Source organism: Alysiella sp., from assembly GCF_030525755.1.
Taxonomy (GTDB): domain Bacteria; phylum Pseudomonadota; class Gammaproteobacteria; order Burkholderiales; family Neisseriaceae; genus Simonsiella.
The window spans coordinates 51919-69410 of sequence record NZ_JAUNEC010000001.1 but is presented as its reverse complement, the minus strand read 5'-3'; the positions used below and the strand labels follow the sequence as shown (position 1 = coordinate 69410).

Sequence of the window (17492 nt, the reverse complement as noted above, 5' to 3'; positions counted from 1 at the left end):
AAAGTTCAGACCTGCTAAATTCCGAAAGCAAACCCCATGTCTGAATTGCACAATATTTTGTCTTTCAACAACACTTTTGTAGAAGAAGGACGTTATGAAGCATTTCTAACCAACAAATATCCTGAACGTAAATTGGCAGTTTTATCCTGTATGGACACCCGTATGGTAGAATTATTACCCGCCGCTTTGGGTTTAAAAAATGGCGATGCCAAATTAATTAAAAACGCAGGCGCAGTGGTAACACACCCTTGGGGTTCAGTCATGCGTTCTTTATTGGTAGCCGTATTTGAATTGCGTGTACAAGAAATCATGGTGGTGGCGCACCACGATTGTGGTATGCGCGGCTTAAACAGCACGTCTTTTTTGCACAAAGCCCAAGACAATGGCATTCCCGAAGACCGCATCACCACACTGCGTCATGCAGGCATTGATTTAGACAGTTGGCTCAAAGGTTTTGACAATGTGGAAGACAGCGTACGCCATACCGTTGGCGTGATTCGTCGACACCCATTGATGCCAGCCAATATTGCGGTACACGGTCTAGTCATTCACCCAACCACAGGCAAATTAAACGTTGTAGTTGATGGCAATGAAACGTGTGCGATTTGACATGTGACTTAATTTCAGCGTTGCCTCCCACAACCACACAAAAAACAAACACACCACTTTAATCATGGTGCGTTTGTTTTTCAGGCAGCCAAATTATCACTCTGCCACATCATCTTGATTACTGCGAATTACCAATAAAGGCAAATGGCTTTGACGCATCACTGTTTCCGCAAAACTGCCCATCAGCAAATGCATCAAACCCGTGCGACCATGTGTGCCAATCACAATCAAATCCGCACCATTGGCATCAGCATAAGCCACCAATTCTTGCGCCATTTCTTTTGCACCCTTTGCCGCTACCAAAAGATGACTTTGCACACTGTTTACACCCAAATTCTTCGCGGCAACTTCCGCTTCTGCCAACACCTCATTGCCACCTGCAATCGCTGCCGCTTCATAGCTTTCGTGTTGCAAGAATTCAGGTGCCAAAGTCATGTATTCACTCGGATTGGCAACCGTTACCAAAGTCATGCGTGCTTGCACAGCAACCGCAATTGCCGCCGCGTGTTTCAAGGCATTTAAAGAAGTATTGCTGCCATCTACGGCTACGACCAAATGTTTGTACATCACATTCTCCTTAAAAAATGGTGAAACAGGTTTTGACCTGTGGTTTGCAGTATAATCCAAGCCCGATATTTTGTCGGCAAAATTTTCACAATCATTTGTTTCAGGACAAACCATGCACCCATCTGATGACACACGCCGCTTCGGTGGCATTGCCCGACTTTACGGCACGCAAGGCTTAACCGCGCTGCAAAATGCCCACGTTTGCGTGGTCGGTGTAGGCGGGGTAGGTTCTTGGGCGGTTGAAGCTTTGGCGCGTTCAGGCGTGGGCAAGCTCACGCTGATTGATTTGGATAACATTGCCATTTCCAATGTAAACCGCCAATTACACGCACTCACACCCGATTTTGGCAAAGCCAAAGTCAGCGCATTGCACGAACGTTTGCTGCTCATCAATCCACATATTCAAGTAATTGAAATAGAAGAATTTGTTGATGAACACAATCTACCCAAACTTTTCAGGCAGTCTTTTGATTTTGTGATTGATGCCATAGACCAAATTCGTGTTAAAGCCGTCATGATTGATTATTTTATCAAACACAAACAGGCTTTTATTATCAGCGGTGGTGCTGGTGGGCAACGCAATCCCGCGCTTATTCAAACCGCCGATTTAAGCCGAACCACACAAGACCCTTTGTTGTCTAATTTGCGCTACACCCTACGCAAAAAATACGGTTTTCCTCGTGGTGGCGAAAAAATGCGTGTGCCATGTGTGTTCTCCACCGAAGCCATTACGCCACCACAAATAACCGAAACTTGTGATGTTTCAGGCAGCCCATCATCTGCACCACAAGGTTTATCGTGTGCGGGCTATGGCGCGAGCATGTTGGTAACAGCCAGTTTCGGTTTACATTGCGCTACTGCCGCGATTGAACACATTATTAAAAATAAATGATGAACGCGAACTCACGCAAATTTAAGGCTGCCTGAAACCCTTTCAGGCAGCCTTAATGCATGATGAATAACAGGTTCTAAATTCTGACCACGCTGTTTACCCCTTTAATTTCGGTTAAAGCAGTAAACAAACGTGGTAACTCGTTCACTTGTTTCACTTCCAAAGTAAAACGCATACTGGCTTCCAAATCACGCGATTGGGTTTGCACGGCAGTTACATTGATTTTATGACGCGTAAAACAATCGGATACATCACGCAAAAGTCCATGCCTGTCTTGTGCACGCACTTCCAAAGCAATCGCAAAAATTTGTTTACCATCTAAATTTGCCCATTGTGCTGACACGGTTTTTTCAGGCAGCTGTTGTACCAAATGTTGGAAATCAGCGCAATTTTGCCGATGAATGGAAATGCCTTTTTCACGCGTTACAAAACCCACAATTTCATCAGGTGGAGCAGGTTTGCAACACTTGGCAAGGTGTGTGAGCAAGCCATCTTCACCGTCTATCAAAATACCATTTTGATTGCTTGTTTTGATTTTGGATTTCTTGACAATAGTTTGTTCATTGACCGACACAGGCGATGGTTCAATCAATGCACCTGCGGCTTTTTGTATGGCGCGCGCGGTAATATCGCCTTGCCCAATGGCGGTATGAAGCTCCTCTAAATTTTTGAAATTTAAGGATTCACACAATTTTTGCTGATTGGGGCGTGGCTGAATTTTGGCAAGGATTTTGTCCAACTGGTTCGCACCCTGTTCGCGCACTGCTTCGGCGTTTTGCGCCCGAATGTAGGCGCGGATTTTGCTGATGGCTTTGTTGGATTTGACCCAACCTTCGTGCAACCAGTTTACCGATGGCTCGCCTTCTTTGGCGGTAATGATTTCCACGCGCTGCCCATTTTCCAATGGTGTGGACAATGGCACGATTTGTCCATCTACTTTTGCACCGCGACAACGGTTGCCCAAATCGGTGTGCAGGGCGTAGGCAAAGTCAATCGGTGTTGCACCTGCGGGCAGAGAAAACACTTTGCCATGCGGACTTAACACATAAATTGTGTCGTTGAACAATTCGGTTTGGAATGCGCTGGCAAGGTCTTCTTTACCGCTCTCGGCCATGTTTTCACGCCAATCCAAGAGCTGACGCAACCATGCGATTTTTTGTTCGTAGGCACTGTCGCCCTGTCCACCTTCTTTGTATCGCCAATGTGCTGCCACGCCGAACTCGTTGAATTGGTGCATTTGTTTGGTGCGGATTTGCACTTCAATGCCTTTGTCTGCTGGCCCAACAATGACAGTGTGCAAGGATTGGTAGCCATTGCCTTTGGGGTTGGCGATGTAGTCATCAAATTCACCTGGTATGGGTTGCCACAGAGAATGCACGATGCCCAAGGTGGCATAGCATTCGGGAATGGTGTCCACCAACACGCGTACGGCACGAAGGTCATAAAGCCCGTCAAAATTGAGCTTTTTCTTGACCATTTTTTTGTGTATGGAATAGATGTGCTTGGGACGACCTGCCACATCGCACGCGATGCCTGCTTTTTGCACGGCGTTTTTGAGGGTAGCAACGAAATCATCGATGTATTGCAGGCGTTCTTCGCGTTTTTCGTCCAATAAGGTGGCGATGCGACGATAGGCTTCGGGATTGTGGTGGCGAAAACCCAAGTCTTCCAGTTGCCATTTGAGTTGCCATACGCCCAAGCGGTTGGCAAGCGGTGCGAAAATATCCAGCGTTTCTTTGGCGATGCGGCGTTTGTCGGGATTATCGGGCGTTTGGTTAAGGTATTGTAGGGTGCGGGTTCGCAATGCGAGTTTAATCAGCACCACGCGAATGTCGGACACCATGGCAAGCAACATTTTTCGCATGGTTTCGGCTTGGGCAGCGCGTTCTTCTGGTGTTGCCAGCACGTCCACTTTGGCAAAATGGGTCAGCTTTTGCACTTCATCTATGCCTGCCACCAAATTAGCAATCGCATCTCCGCAATGTGTTGCCACCGTTTCACGCCAATTTTCGGCATAAGATGAAATATCGGTCAAGAGTACCGCTGCCACCGCATCAGGCAGTAAATCCATCTCCGCCACCATCAAAGCCACCGCCAAAAGGTGCGGCAACAAAGGCTCTTTGGCGGTTTCTGTTACCGCATGTTCAGGATAATATTGTTCCGCCAAAGCCAAAGCCGCATACAATAATTTGCGGCTTTTTTCGGGCAGCCCATCAGCATAATCGGTATAACGTTGGCATAAAGCAAACAATTCTTGTGTGGCAATCATAAGGTATCCCCACAAACATTTGAAAGCAGCCATTTTAAGCATACTGTTTCCAAATTGTCAGCAAATTTATGTGCTTTAACAGGCTGCCTGAAATCCCACTCACAATCTGTTTACCCATACACTTTCAGGCAGCCTCAAAGACAAACAGACCATTTTCAGATAAAATCAACACCCTTTTAAATCAACACATCAGGCTGCCTGAAACCCTTTCAGGCAGCCTTATCATCCACATCATGAACACATTGCTCAACCTCATCTTCACATGGTTTGAATCCCGCATTGAAACCTACCCCACCCAAGAACCCACCACACCACAAAAAGGCTTATTCCGTTTCCTCTGGTCGTGCAGCGAAGGCATACGTTCATGGATAATCCTGCTCGCCCTGTGTTCTGCTGTAACAGGCATATTAGAAGCCCTGCTGTTTCAATTCATGGGCAAAATTACCGACTGGCTCACCCAATACACCCCACAAACCCTATTTAACGAAAAAGGTTGGGCATTAGCAGGCATGGTATTTTTACTGCTGTTTTTTGTGGTATGGCGATTTTTTGCTGCCAACGTGCGTTTACAAACCCTACAAGGCGCGTTTCCCATGCGTTTACGCTGGCATTTCCACCGCCTGATGCTCAACCAGAGTCTCGGCTTTTATCAAGACGAATTTGCAGGACGCGTGTCCGCCAAAGTCATGCAAACCGCGCTGGCGGTACGTGAAACCATAATGACTTTTGCCGACATGATTGTTTACGTTGGCGTGTACTTCATGACAACGGGCATAATACTTGCAACCCTAGACGGTTGGCTCTTATTGCCTTTCATTATCTGGGCAATCCTGTTTGCCCTTACCCTATACATTTTAATCCCCAAGCTCGCCCAAACCGCGCAAAATCAAGCCGATGCACGCAGCCTGATGACAGGTCGCATTACCGATGCCTATGCCAACATTACCACCGTTAAACTCTTCTCACACGGCGCACGCGAAGCGCGTTATGCCAAAGAATCCATGCAAGAATTTATGGTAACAGTACACGCACAGATGCGGCTCGCCACCCTATTAGACAGTACCAACTTCGCCATCAATGTTTTACTTACACTATCCTCAACCGCATTAGGCATCATACTTTGGTTAAATGGACAAGTCAGCGTAGGCGCAGTTGCCGTAGCCACCGCCATGGCATTGCGCGTAAACAGCATGTCGCAATACATCATGTGGAGTTTCGCAGGGCTATTTGAAAACATCGGCACGGTAACAGACGGCATGACGACTTTATCCAAACCGCACACCATTTTGGACAAACCCGCCGCCCTGCCTTTGAAAGTGGAACGTGGCGAAATCCGTTTTGAACACGTTGATTTTTCATACGAAAGCGGTAAGCCTTTGCTCAATGGTTTCAATTTAAACATTAAGGCGGGCGAAAAAGTCGGCTTGATTGGGCGAAGTGGCGCGGGCAAATCCACGATTGTGAATTTGCTGTTGCGTTTTTACGAGCCGCAAAGTGGCGCAATCCACATTGACGGTCAAAACATCAACGACATCACGCAGGAAAGTTTACGCGCCCAAATCGGTTTGGTTACGCAAGACACGAGTTTGTTGCACCGTTCGGTGCGCGACAATATTGTTTACGGTCGCCCCAATGCAACGGACGAAGAAATGTTTCAGGCAGCCCAAAAAGCGGAAGCGGCAGATTTCATTCCGCAACTGTCGGACGCAAAAGGCAGAACAGGCTATGACGCACACGTTGGCGAACGCGGCGTGAAATTGTCGGGCGGACAACGCCAACGCATTGCCATTGCGCGTGTGATGTTGAAAGACGCGCCCATTTTGCTGTTGGACGAAGCCACCAGCGCATTGGACAGCGAAGTGGAAGCCGCCATTCAGCAAAGTTTGGACAAGATGATGGACGGCAAAACGGTGATTGCGATTGCCCACCGATTGTCCACCATCGCGGCAATGGACAGATTGATTGTGCTGGACAAAGGCAAAATCGTGGAAGAAGGCAGCCACGCGGAATTGTTGGCAAAAGGCGGTTTGTACGCGAAATTGTGGGCGCATCAGAGTGGCGGATTTTTGCCTGAAAATGTGGAGAGTTGACTTTCAGGCAGCCTGAAAAATGTAGGGTGCGCACTATGCCCCCTACAATTGTCCTGTTTTTAAATGAACTGACTGTACATAAACGCCGTAGTGCTTTTTCAGTTCTGCTACCATAATCGGCGGGTACAAGCCTCACCCTATAACAAAGTTTTTATCAAAACAGATGGTGATGATTTCTTATCCCGAACGCACATCACAAATAAAGCTGCCTGAAAACATGGGGTGTTTTCAGGCAGCTTTATTTAATAATGGGCTTATGAATTACCACACGCCGTATTTGCTGTTTCAGGCAGCCCGAAACATCAGAATTTCCATTCTAATGAAAGGGCGTAGTTGCGCGGCGGGGCGTAATAACGTTCCAAGCCTTGTAACTGGTTGTCTACCATGTTTGTGGTTGATGCAACAGTATTGATACCGCGTAAGGTATCCCATGTATGGTATTTAACATTGAATACATTATAAATACCTGCACGCAAAGTTAAATTCTTGTTTGGACGATAGTAACCAAATACATCATAAACCCAAGATTTTTTGTTTAAATATGGGTAGTCTTTTGCTACTGCTTCTTGTTCTTTCAGGTTACATCCTTTTGTATAAGTGGACACCCACCAATATATAGGATGTGGTGTTGATGTCCAACCTTCAACCAGACACTTACCATTTGGCTTATCTTTTGTGCCACCTGCATATTGTGCATCTTTAGCTTTTTTGGCTGCCATAAAACTGATGCGATTAAAAATACCCCATGTGCCATTCGGTGCTTCATAATCTAAACCAAATACTGCTTTTAAAGGCTGAATGGATAACATGCTTAATTTAGGTGCATCTTTACCTTGTATTGTGCCTTTGCTGTAACCCATATTAAACGATAATTTCCACCCATCTAACTTTTGATGTAACGCGGACAAATTCAAACGACTGGCAAATTCCAAACCCCATACTTTTGCCTTATCCGAATTAATCATTTGCTGGGCAGGTCTCCAATCTTTTGCTGAAATATGATGAAGATCACAATATGCTGGGTCTCTTAAACAATATTCATGATGAAATATATTATGACTTTCTTGCTCATGCAAAAAATTGCGATAGCGAGTATGGTATAAATTCAAATCCAAATCGCCTAATTGTCCTTTACCCTGCAAATTGAAGCCGTAATTGATACTGCGTTCAGATTTTAAATTGGGATTGGCATTCCAAGCCCCAAAACCACTATCAAAAGAGAAATACAATTCAGAAGCATTGGGTACACGATAACCACTGCTCACATACGAACCCAATTTCCAAGTATCATTGAGCTTGGCATTCAAACCCAAAATACCATTCCAATTTTTGAAAGTTGTCCCTTCTGGCTTACCTAGACACAGCTTACCAAGACTACTCCAAGCTCCACATTTCATGTCCGTTTCTAATGCTTGAACTTTTGTCAAATCATAGCCTAGACCAAATACACTAGAAAAAGTGTCATTCCAAGTAGTTTTATTCAGAAAATTGATGCCATACGTTTTGGTTTGCATCGGATACTGAATAGTATAAATATCTGGATTAGGCTGTCCAGCACCTATCCAACGAGACAAGGTGCCATCTAAATTTAAGATACTATCTTTATTTTTGTTCTCAAAAAGATTTTTGCTGGTATAAACTTTTAATGATGTCGAATGTTCTCCACCTAAAAAGGAAAACGGATTACTTTCCACGCCAATAGACCATTTCTTCAAAGTATTGATATTGAGCCTATCATAAAAGGTAATGGTCGCATAACGTGAAGTGCTTTTCTTACCTAAAACATATGCACTTATCGTGCTATCATACTCCCATTCTCCCGAATAAGTTAGAGCGGTATTTTTGGTTTTTTGGTGATCAAATTCAACTTTCACTTTATTTAAAAAACCGTTTTCAGGCATAAATTCATAAGCCAAATTGGTATTCACACGGTTTTGTTTGTCATTTCCCTCACGCCAATATTTACCTTCTGTTCGGGGAGAGGCATAAGAATATTCATAGACATAATTACTGCCAGCTTGCCCATTGACATTTAAACTAACGCGATGTTCAGGCGTAATATTCCAGCCCAATTTAGCCAAATAACTCTTGGATTTTGTATCCATTGGATCAGGATAGATACGGCGTTTACTCAACAAAGCATTGGCATTGCGTTGTGCTTGCGTATCGTATCGATTACCCCAATAAGGCGTAATATCCCCTCCCCGACTTTTCATTTCATGTCCATGACGATACGAATACAACAACGCCGCATCAAATGTATCGTTTTGGAAACCCACGCCAAAAGTATTGACCCATTCTCGGTTTTTGGTGGCGTAGCCACTTTTAATCATGCCACCTAAATTGCGGTCTGGCAGTAAAATGTCATTGGCATCAAGAGTACGGTAATTCACATTGCCACCCAAGGCACCGCTGCCTGAATTAAAGGAATCTGAACCTTTGGTAATTTCTATGCTTTTAACCAGTTCGGTATCTATGCTTAAACGGGAGTTATTGAAATTGCCATATCGTGCAAACAGACTGTTTTCTTCAGATGTGGGCAAAGACACACCGTCAATACTGATGCCCACGCGGTTGTCTTCTACACCACGCATGGCAAAACCTTTCATACGCCGTCCATTTTCGGCTACGCCTACATCTGCCGAATAACGCACCAAGTCCCGTGTGTCGCGTATCATTTCACGGTTAATGGCTTCGCGGTTTTTGCGTTCTACTGTCGGCGATGTGCGGTTGCGATTGCCTTTTACATTGATGGTTTTCAATTCTTGAACTGCTGTTTGTGGCTCACCGTTGGCTTCCACAGCATCAGCAGCATGGGCATTACCCCCACCAGCAGAGAGTGTGAGCATAATACTGAATGCTATGGTACTTAATCTAAATGGTTTTTTGATGTGTGTTTGCATGGCATATCCTTATGTTTATTTTTGCCAATTTGAAAATCGTGTGCCATTTTCAGGCAGCCTTTGTTCAAGCCATATTGCCGTTAAAATAACCAAATAAATGTAAATCAATTTCAAATTAACGTCAATAATAATACATATTATTTACTTATTTTACACATCAAACACGACAAAGCTGCCTACATCATGGTCATCATTTATATAGTCGTAAACAATATAATGCGACAACGAGAACCGTGTACAGTACAAGTCATCAGGGCGTTGACAACGACGTAGTGCTTTTTCAATTCTGCGACTATAATGGTTTTTATTTTTCAAATGGGAACACATGATGCAATGTGATGCGGTTGTGGCGCATATTGTGCGTTGGTTGCGTGATTACGCTGAACAAGCAAAAGCGCAAGGTTATGTGGTGGGCATTTCTGGGGGCATTGATTCGGCTGTGGTGTCGGCATTGTGCGCACGAACAGGGTTAAATGTATTATGTTTAACCATGCCCATTCGGCAACAAGCCGACCAGTTAATGCGTGGGCAGGCACATATGGCGGATTTGGCAGCGCAATTTGCCAATGTGCAAACTTTAAATGTGGATTTGACACCAACCTTTGAGCAATTTGAACGTGGTATTGCAAGCGTTTCAGGCTGCCTGAAAGCGGACAATCATGATTTGGCAATGGCAAACACACGTTCGCGTTTGCGTATGGCAACTTTGTATTATTACGGTCAAATCAATGGCTTATTGGTAGCAGGTACAGGCAATAAGATTGAAGATTTTGGTGTGGGTTTTTTTACCAAATACGGCGATGGTGGCGTGGACGTTAGCCCAATTGCCGACTTACTTAAAAGCCAAGTGTATGAATTGGCAAAGTATTTGAATGTGCGCACCGACATTCAGACAGCCGTACCAACCGATGGTTTATGGGACAGCGAGCGCACCGATGAACAGCAAATGGGAGCAAGTTATCCTGAATTGGAATGGGCAATGGCACAATATGTAGCAGGTGCAACACGCGATGCGTTTTCAGGCAGGCAACAAGAGGTATTTGACATTTTTGTGCGCTTAAATCGCGCCACGCAACACAAAATTCAACCCATTCCTGTGTGCAACATTCCAACGGCACTTCTGTGATGGCTGTTGCTGTTTTCAGGCAGCCTTAATATTAAGGAAAACCGATGTTCCAACCCAAAATCATTTTTTTTGACATTGACCATACGCTGTATATTCCGTCTGAAAAACGCATTCCTGAATCGGCGATTGCAGCTTTAAATCGGTTAAACCAGAAAGGCATCATCACAGCGATTGCCACAGGTCGCACCCTTGCTGCCCTACCTACTCCCATTCGTGTTTTAATTGACCAAGGTTTAATCAAAACGGTGGTGTCCATTAACGGTCAATACACGCAACACAATGGCACGCCCTTAATTGGTTTCCCAATGACGCACCACGCTGTTCAACACATCGCCCAACAACTGCATCACAAAGCAATCGCCCATGCTTTTGTATCAGAACAAGGTATTTTTACGCCATTATCCAATCCGTATTTAGAAGCAGCTGTCGCATCAGTCGGTATTACTTCGGCACAAACTTGTGGTTCCAAGCTGCCTGAAAATGTGTTTCAAATCTTGGCGTTTTATCCTGAAAGCAAAGATGCCGAAATCGCCACCATGCTGCCTGAAGACATGAAAACCGTACGTTGGCATGAATTTGGCGTAGATATCTTGCCTGATGAAGCCTCCAAAGCACGCGGCATTCAAGCAGTTTTGGATACTTTGAATTTGACCATGCACGATACCATGGCATTTGGCGATGGTTTAAACGACATGGAGATGATTGCCAGCGTAGGCTGTGGTGTGGCAATGTCAAACGGCGAAGCAGCATTGAAAGCCATTGCACAACACATTTGCCCAGCCGCCGAAGAAGATGGTATTTACCGTTTTTTAAGCGAAAATAGCATCATTTAAGCCAATTTACTGCTTTTCAGGCAGCCCATCACACTCAATTTAAGGAACAAATATGAACCGCACACGCACCCTTTCTCATACCCAAGTCTATCCCGTTGGGCTGGGCTGCATGAATTTAAGTCATGCTTACGGTACGCCGCCCAGCGAAAACCATGCACTCAATCTGCTCGCTCGTGCCATTGAGTTGGGCTACACTCATTTTGACACCGCCACACTTTATGGCTTTGGCAACAATGAGACTTTACTCGGCAAAGCCTTAAAACATCATCGCCAACACATTTTTCTTGCCAGCAAATGCGGCATGGCTGGCGTAAACGGTAAACGCGTGATTGACGGTCGCCCAGAAACCCTGCTACGTCAAGCCGATGAATCGCTGCAACGCTTGCAAACTGATGTGATTGACCTGTATTACTTGCACCGTTGGGACAAAAATGTACCGATTGAAGACAGCGTAGGTGCACTGTCGCGTTTGGTGGAACAAGGCAAAATCCGCGCTATTGGTTTGTCAGAAGTCTCCGCCGCAACCTTGCGCCGCGCCCACACAGTTCACCCAATTGCCGCGCTGCAAACCGAGTATTCCTTATGGACACGCAACCCTGAATTAGCTGCATTGGCAGCATGCGCTGAATTGGGAACCGCATTTGTGGCATTTAGCCCCGTAGCACGCGGTTTTTTGGGTGGCAAATTAACCAATCCCAGTACACTGCCCGAAAACGACATTCGCCGCCCCATGCCACGTTTTTCTGCCGAAAATTACCCCAAAAATCAGCAATTGCTGCCCCAGTTACACGAACTGGCAGAACAAGCAGGCTGTACCACTGCCCAACTTGGCTTGGCGTGGGTTTTGGCACAAGGAAAACACATTCACATCATTCCTGGCACAACTTCGCCAGAACATTTGACCGAAAACTTTGCCGCAGGCTGCCTGAAAATAGACGATGCGATTTTGCAGCAAGCAAGCTCATTGATTAACCAAGCCAGCGTACATGGCGCACGTTACCCTGCTGCAACACAAGCGGAAATTGATACGGAAGAGTTTGTTATGTAACCTCAAACCCAAACTTACTACTTAAATATTGTTGTCTCAAATGAATACAGGCAAGAAAACAACAAGAGCCATATATGAGTAGCACATAAACAACGTTGTACCCTTTTATTTGGAGCAACCATAAAAAGAACAGGACGGAAATTCCGTCCTGTATCAATATGTGTTTAACTTGAAACTGTTTCAGGCAGCCTAAACAATAAATCAGTAAGACAATTTATACCACCAATGTTTCTGCATGGAATAAAGAACGGCGGATAATGGAAAGATTGGCTGTTTGACGGTCTGCCACCATATAAATGAACATACCTTCTTTTTGACTACATGGACAAATAAAATGGTACTGCGTTTGCAAATCGACTTGAATGTCGTGCAAAGTATCGCCCAATTCCAAATGATTCATGACTTTAATTTTGTTACGCATCACGCTAACATTACCTGCCGCCGCAATTTCCAAATCAAAATCAGGATTGAGATTTTTGGAAGCCAACATCATGCCACTACCGTAATCCACAATGGCAGCAGCAGAAACACCTTTAACGCGCACAAGTGCCTCAACGATTTCTTCTAGGGTCATAATGATATCTCTTTCCCATTAGCCGCCTATTTTATTCAGACAGCATGATATTATCATGTTTATTTTATTTAATGTGTTATTTTCGCTGAAAACACCCATTTTGAAAATAGTTTACTTAAAAAATTTTAATGAGGTGTTGCCATTTGTGTTTTGTGGGTCAAACTAATCCCATTTAACCCAATCCAAGTAATAACTTAATAAAATCACACCACCAAACGCAATTCTATAATAAGCAAAGGGCAAATAGTTTCGGCTTGCCACAAAACGCAAAAGTGCTTTAACCGCAAGCAATGCAGAGAAAAAAGCGGCTACAAGTCCCACCACAATCAAGCCAAGGTCATCTCGAGTAAAGGCATCATGATGTTTGAGCAATTTGTATGCGGTTGCCGCAATCATCATCGGCACAGCAAGAAAAAAAGAAAATTCGGTAGCAGCTTTGCGTTCTATACCCCACCACATACCCCCCATAATGGTGCTGCCTGAACGCGACGTACCAGGTATGAGCGCGAGAATTTGCGCCACACCTACTGCCAACGCATCGCGCATTCGCATATCGTCCACGCGCTGAACCTTAATAGTTTGATATTGGGCTCGTTTTTCAATCCAAATAATCAGTAAACCGCCTACAACCAATGCCGCAGCCACGCTGATTGGGTTGAACAATAATTTTTCAATGTGTTTACCCAATAACAACCCCACTACGGCAGCTGGTACAAATGCCACAGCCAAATTCAGCACAAAACGGTTTACGATTGGGTCTTTGCCGATGTTTTTGAAAACATGAGCAAAACGTTGTCGGTATTCAGACAACACAGCCAATATCGCCCCAAGCTGAATGGCGATTTCAAACACGTTCTCTTTACCACGAAAATCCAATAATGAACCGAACACAATCAAATGCCCTGTACTGGATATGGGTAAGAATTCGGTTAAGCCTTCAATCACGCCCATGAGCAAGGCTTTAAAAATCAGGATAAAGTCCATATTCCTTTATTCATTGGTCTATTGCATTGATATAAAACAAACATCAATCATTTATGGTGCATTCAATTTAAACCAGTACAGCATTGCCAGTGTTAGATGTACACGGCGGTCGTTGTCGCCTTGTCCTGATTTAACTGCAACACACTAAAATGGCTTTTCAGGCAGCCTGATTGCGATGACAGGCTGCCTGAAACAACACATTATCAAGAAGCTCAAATAATGGGATTAACGGTTTGCAGCATTGGCAAAGCCCACACCACGACTGCGAATCACAGGTGCAGCAGATTGCACTTCGGTTTGTGGTTTTACAGCAGGTGTTTTCAGTCCACGCTCTTCACGCACTTTTTGAATCAATTCATCAATTGTTTTCATGCCTTGTTCGTAGCCATTTTTAAAAGAAACAACGTATTTACCACCCACAATCACGGTTGGCGTGCTTTGGATATTGTATTCTTCAGTAAAACCCGCCATTTTTTTAGCTCGTGTTTGTGCGCCAAATGACTCATAAGCAGCCAACAGTTTTTTACCATCAAATGCCTTCTGCTCTACCACCCATTTTTTAAATACATCGGGCTCTCCTAAATTTTTACGTTCTTTAACGGTTGCCTGAAAAATGGCTGCATTGGCTTGGTCTTTCAAACCCGTTTGATTGACTGCAGCCGCAAGCACCGCAAAACCCACATCACGACTGGGTTCCCATACCACATGTTCAGTACGGAAATAGGTGTCTGCCGCAAATGTTTTCACATGACGCGCAATCACAGGCTCCAAATCGGCACAATGTGGACACCAATAAGCAAAAAATTCCAATACTTCCACTTTATTATCGGCTTGCACTTGTTTGAACGCAGGTTGTTGCAATTCATAGTCCACACCTTGCGTGGCTGCCTGAACAGACACATTCAAACCCAAAAGCAATGAAACCGCCAAAACAGTTTTTTTGATGTTTTTCATCATTGATTCCTTTCATTTATTTGTGTGTATAAGTATCCACACCCTTATTACTTAAATTTTTTTTCACTTGTTCGGCTTGTTTTTCTGATAAAGGTGCAGTTTGCACACGATAAACGGTTTTACCATTAGCCTGTACAGCAACAACCCGAGTTTCCACCCCTTCCAAAGCCACAAGCGCGCGCTGTTTTTCTGCTGCTTGACGATTGCTGAATGCCCCCACTTGAATGCTTTTCACATCGCCTGATTTTTTTGCCTGATTTTGAGAAGACTTCGCACTCTGTTCCACAACAGGCTGCTTGGTGCGGTTTTCACGCTGTGTTGCCAATGCACGCGCCTTATCCATATCTCCCGTATCCAAAATATCTTGTACCAAAGGTTTGACTTCTGTGGTTTCTTCTTTCACTTTGGCAGGACGCGTATCCATTTTGGGTGATGTTTTTTCAGGCTTAACCACCAATGCAATTGGCTCGGAAGCCTTAATGGGCAGCACAGGCGTTTGAGCAGGTACTTCACTTGATTCAGGCTGCGAAGCCACAGTCCCATTTTTTGCTGGCACAGCTGCCACCGCAGACGATGACACAGGCACATTATCCGTTACCATACTGGCTGATGGCATTGGCTCATAAGATTGAACCACCGGTGCCTGCGACACATTATTTGGGGTTAAAATTTCGGGTTCTTTGGCACGTTGCACCATTTCAGGCTGCCTGAACGTACTTTCACCATTTTGATTTAAAGTCAGCAACATGGCAGCAATGGCAACCAATGCCACCACCGTACCTGCCATAAATGCAATTACCGCTTTACCTTGTTGATGTTTTTGATACATAACGTTTTTTCAAAAAAATACCGCCAATCACAGCGTCAAATTCATGATTTTAGCACAAAACCCATTTAACACGATAATTTTCAAATATGCCATAAATCAGGCTGCCTGAAACGTCTTTCATCAATTTTTTCCTTATTTTTACCACTTTACCCTTTTCACAAAGCACAAAATCGCCTAATCTTACGGCTTTTCGTTTCAGGCAGCCTGAACGTCATTCACAGACAGAGAAAACAATCATGTCCCAGCACACTTGGAAAAAAATCGCCCTTTACACCGCAGGTGCTATTAGTGGTGTCGCATTGAGCATCAGCATACAAAGTCTCGCTGCTGATGACAAAAAAAACGAAACCAGTCAATCTGTTCAACAAAGTGAAGCCTTGCCCATTCAATCTTTGCGTACTATGGCAGAAGTGTACAGTCAAATCAAAGCCAATTACGTTAGTGCAGAAAAAGATGAAAAACTGCTGGAAAATGCCATGAAAGGCATGGTTTCAGGTCTTGACCCACATTCCGAATACATGGATAAAAAAGGTTTTGCCGACATGAAAGAAAGCACCAGCGGCGAATTTGGTGGCTTGGGCATGGAAATCGGTCAAGAAGATGGCTTTGTGAAAGTGGTTGCGCCAATTGAAGACACACCAGCCGAACGCGCGGGTGTGAAGAGCGGCGATTTCATTGTGAAAATAGACAATGAATCTACTCGGGGCATGAGTGTCAGCGATGCGGTAAAAAAAATGCGCGGCAAACCAGGCACCAAAATCACACTGACTTTATCGCGCAAAGACGCACCCAAACCGATTGTGGTTCATCTTACGCGCGCCATTATTAAGGTTAAAAGTGTACGACATCATCTTTTGGAAAACGGTTACGGTTATGTGCGCGTCTCCCAATTTCAAGAACGCACCGTACCATCAGTTGCCGATGCCATTGTAGCATTAAGTCAAGAAAATCAAGCACCACTAAAAGGCTTGGTATTGGATTTGCGTGATGACCCAGGGGGTTTACTCAATGGCGCGGTCGGCGTTTCAGCGGTATTTTTAAACCGCGATACCACTGTAGTCAGTACCAAAGGACGAGACAACCGTCAAGGTATGCTGCTCAAAGCCCGCCCCGAAGATTATTTACTGGTAGCAGGCACCGACCCATTGGCAAAATTACCTCCTGAAATCAAGAATATACCAATTACAGTACTCATCAATTCAGGTTCAGCTTCTGCATCGGAAATTGTGGCAGGTGCATTACAAGACCACAAACGCGCCGTGATTGTCGGGACACGCAGCTTCGGCAAAGGTTCGGTACAATCGGTTCTGCCACTTTCCAATGGTGGCGCAATGAAAATTACCACCGCATTGTATTACACACCAAACGACCGTTCCATTCAAGCCACAGGCATTGTGCCTGATGTAGAAGTACAAGACAAAAACCGTACTTTTGAAAGCCGTGAAGCCGATTTAGGCGGACACATCAGCAATCCTTTGGGCGAAGACGATGTCAAAGGTGGTGTGCTGGAACAGGCAGACCAAGCACAACCTGTATCTGAACCTCACCCACAATCCGCATCGGATACTGCCCAAAACAGCAAAAACAACAAAGATACAAGTGATGAAAACTTATCTTCACGCCGCATTCCCAACCCTGCCAAAGACGAACAACTTCGTAAAGCACTGGATTTATTAAAAAACCCTGCTGACTGGCAAAAATCATTGGGTCTGGCAGCAGAAAAGACTGCCGCCGATAAAAACAAAAGCAACAATAAAAAATAAATTACCCGAAATTTTAATGTTTCAACACGTCATCTAGGCCGCCTGAAAATC

14 protein-coding genes are annotated in these 17492 nt (G+C 44.7%); 7 read left to right on the top strand and 7 right to left on the bottom strand.

The window, feature by feature from the left end; all coding sequences use genetic code 11:
- Positions 1–36 precede the first annotated feature (36 nt).
- On the top strand, positions 37–609 hold the full coding sequence (locus Q4B82_RS00325; RefSeq protein ID WP_303064427.1) for a carbonic anhydrase: 573 nt from the start codon (positions 37–39) through the stop codon (positions 607–609).
- Between the two features lie 96 nt (positions 610–705).
- Here Q4B82_RS00325 and Q4B82_RS00320 read toward each other — a convergent pair whose 3' ends face one another.
- Positions 706–1176, bottom strand: a complete 471-nt coding sequence (locus tag Q4B82_RS00320) for a universal stress protein (RefSeq protein ID WP_303064426.1) — start codon at positions 1174–1176, stop codon at positions 706–708.
- 112 nt (positions 1177–1288) lie between these two features.
- Between Q4B82_RS00320 and Q4B82_RS00315 the strand changes: the two genes are divergently transcribed.
- On the top strand, positions 1289–2068 hold the full coding sequence (locus Q4B82_RS00315; RefSeq protein ID WP_303064425.1) for a tRNA threonylcarbamoyladenosine dehydratase: 780 nt from the start codon (positions 1289–1291) through the stop codon (positions 2066–2068).
- Positions 2069–2144: 76 nt separating this feature from the next.
- Here the strand turns inward: Q4B82_RS00315 and Q4B82_RS00310 are convergent, their stop codons facing one another.
- Positions 2145–4337 (bottom strand): bifunctional (p)ppGpp synthetase/guanosine-3',5'-bis(diphosphate) 3'-pyrophosphohydrolase, encoded by a 2193-nt coding sequence (locus tag Q4B82_RS00310; RefSeq protein WP_303064424.1) that lies wholly within the window; start codon positions 4335–4337, stop codon positions 2145–2147.
- A gap of 242 nt (positions 4338–4579) precedes the next feature.
- Here Q4B82_RS00310 and Q4B82_RS00305 point away from each other — a divergent pair, with 242 nt between their 5' ends.
- Entirely contained in the window at positions 4580–6427 is a 1848-nt protein-coding gene (locus Q4B82_RS00305; RefSeq protein ID WP_303064501.1) for an ABC transporter ATP-binding protein, read from the top strand.
- Between the two features lie 302 nt (positions 6428–6729).
- Here Q4B82_RS00305 and Q4B82_RS00300 read toward each other — a convergent pair whose 3' ends face one another.
- Complete coding sequence (locus tag Q4B82_RS00300) at positions 6730–9330, bottom strand: TonB-dependent hemoglobin/transferrin/lactoferrin family receptor (protein ID WP_303064423.1); 2601 nt, start codon at positions 9328–9330, stop codon at positions 6730–6732.
- Between the two features lie 328 nt (positions 9331–9658).
- Between Q4B82_RS00300 and nadE the strand changes: the two genes are divergently transcribed.
- From nadE to Q4B82_RS00285, 3 genes are read left to right on the top strand one after another with little or no spacing between them, the layout of a single operon-like run.
- Positions 9659–10456, top strand: a complete 798-nt coding sequence (nadE, locus tag Q4B82_RS00295; protein WP_303064500.1) for an NAD(+) synthase — start codon at positions 9659–9661, stop codon at positions 10454–10456.
- 44 nt (positions 10457–10500) lie between these two features.
- Positions 10501–11289 carry a Cof-type HAD-IIB family hydrolase gene (locus Q4B82_RS00290; RefSeq protein WP_303064422.1) on the top strand — a complete coding sequence of 263 codons (789 nt, stop codon included), beginning with the start codon at positions 10501–10503 and terminating at the stop codon, positions 11287–11289.
- A 52-nt stretch (positions 11290–11341) separates the two neighbouring features.
- Entirely contained in the window at positions 11342–12337 is a 996-nt protein-coding gene (locus Q4B82_RS00285) for an aldo/keto reductase (protein ID WP_303064421.1), read from the top strand.
- 214 nt (positions 12338–12551) lie between these two features.
- On the opposite strand, the gene Q4B82_RS00280 is transcribed toward Q4B82_RS00285, so the two are convergent.
- The 4 genes from Q4B82_RS00280 to Q4B82_RS00265 form a co-directional block, all read right to left on the bottom strand.
- The gene (locus tag Q4B82_RS00280; RefSeq protein ID WP_303064420.1) at positions 12552–12911 is read right to left on the bottom strand and encodes a hypothetical protein; all 360 of its coding nucleotides are present in this window, start codon (positions 12909–12911) and stop codon (positions 12552–12554) included.
- Positions 12912–13073: 162 nt separating this feature from the next.
- The gene (locus Q4B82_RS00275; RefSeq protein ID WP_303064419.1) at positions 13074–13895 is read right to left on the bottom strand and encodes an undecaprenyl-diphosphate phosphatase; all 822 of its coding nucleotides are present in this window, start codon (positions 13893–13895) and stop codon (positions 13074–13076) included.
- Between the two features lie 225 nt (positions 13896–14120).
- Positions 14121–14849 carry a thiol:disulfide interchange protein DsbA/DsbL gene (locus tag Q4B82_RS00270; protein ID WP_303064418.1) on the bottom strand — a complete coding sequence of 243 codons (729 nt, stop codon included), beginning with the start codon at positions 14847–14849 and terminating at the stop codon, positions 14121–14123.
- Positions 14850–14865: 16 nt separating this feature from the next.
- A complete protein-coding gene (locus tag Q4B82_RS00265; RefSeq protein ID WP_303064417.1) occupies positions 14866–15678 on the bottom strand; it encodes an SPOR domain-containing protein in 813 nt (270 codons plus the stop codon).
- 236 nt (positions 15679–15914) lie between these two features.
- Here Q4B82_RS00265 and Q4B82_RS00260 point away from each other — a divergent pair, with 236 nt between their 5' ends.
- A complete protein-coding gene (locus Q4B82_RS00260; protein ID WP_303064416.1) occupies positions 15915–17441 on the top strand; it encodes a S41 family peptidase in 1527 nt (508 codons plus the stop codon).
- The last annotated feature ends 51 nt before the right edge of the window (positions 17442–17492 follow it).